1 protein-coding gene is annotated in these 1,277 nt (G+C 43.5%); it reads left to right on the top strand.

What is annotated here, in order from left to right; translation table 11 throughout:
- The first annotated feature begins 65 nt into the window (after positions 1-65).
- Positions 66-1,231, top strand: a protein-coding gene (locus ACT3QP_RS14800; RefSeq protein WP_192520997.1) for an IS3 family transposase whose coding sequence is annotated in 2 segments (ribosomal slippage) — positions 66-324 and positions 324-1,231 — 1,167 coding nt in all. Because the reading frame shifts where the segments join, the coding sequence is not laid out codon by codon here.
- Positions 1,232-1,277: the final 46 nt, after the last annotated feature.

Below are 1,277 nucleotides of genomic sequence, written 5' to 3'. Positions count from 1 at the left end.
TGAGCTATGCTGAATAAACCGTAGAGATAAACTTGGTAAACTAAGCACAATAACAGGAGTTTATCATGACCAAGAAAATCAGAACCTACAGTGACGAATTTAAAGCCGAAGCCGTCAAGAAGATATCAGACAACAACGGCAATATTTCAGCTACTGCAAAGCAGCTCGGGATCGCCATGCAAACCTTATCGAACTGGAACAACAAAGCTAATCAAGGCAAACTTGCAGGAACAGCTCAATACGATCCTGATCTTATGACGGCTCTTCAAGAAATAAAGCAGCTCAAGCGACAACTTAAAGTTGCCGAAGAGGAGCGAGAGATCCTAAAAAAGGCCACGGCGTACTTTGCAAAGCACAGTTAGTCAAGTACGCCTTTATCAAAGACAACCAGCAAGTCTTTAGCATTAGTAGCATGTGCCGCGTACTACAGGTTAAACCCTCAAGCTACTATGACTGGCTGGGTCGTCATATCAGCTGTCAGCAGGTACATCGTAATCAGTGCGAGTTATTGGTTAAAGCCGCTCACAATGAAACGAAAGAACGTTATGGCGTAGATCGACTGCATGCTCATCTAAGCGAGCAAGGGCATGACATTAGCCTGTATATGGTAAGAAGCATCAAAGAGGAACACGGCATTAAATGTCGTCGTCATAAGCGCTTTAAAGTGACCACCGACTCTAATCACAACAAACTGGTCTATGATAACGTGCTGGATCAGCAGTTTGATGCCAAGTGTCCTAATGAGTCTTGGGTCAGTGACATCACCTATATCTGGACACATGAGGGCTGGCTGTACTTAGCGGGAGTCAAAGACTTATATACCAAAGAGCTGGTCGGCTATGCGATCAACAAACGCATGACCGCAGATTTGGTCTGTCACGCATTGAACATGGCAATCAAAAACAAACGACCTGCCAAAAAACTAATAGTCCATTCTGACAGAGGCAGCCAGTATTGCAGCCATGCCTACCATAAGATCATTAAACAGCATCAGTTTACAGGATCTATGAGCGCTAAAGGTAATTGCTTCGACAATGCTCCAATAGAAAGCTTCTGGGGCACTTTAAAGAACGAGCTGGTATATCATCAGGATTATAAGACTAGATTTGCAGCGATCAACGATATTATTAGATACATCGAGCTGTACTACAATCAGACTAGAATTCAAAAGGGCTTGAGCTATAAATCACCAAGACAGGTGTGGTTTGATTATTATCGTCAGGCTGCGTAACTAAAATCTCCCAAGTTTAAGTCTACGGGATTGACGGCAGGGGTCA

The organism is Psychrobacter sp. AOP7-B1-24 (assembly GCF_052376215.1).
Classification (GTDB): Bacteria; Pseudomonadota; Gammaproteobacteria; order Pseudomonadales; family Moraxellaceae; genus Psychrobacter.
Note: the sequence above shows the minus strand (reverse complement) of the source record. Positions and strands in the feature narration are given on the sequence as shown.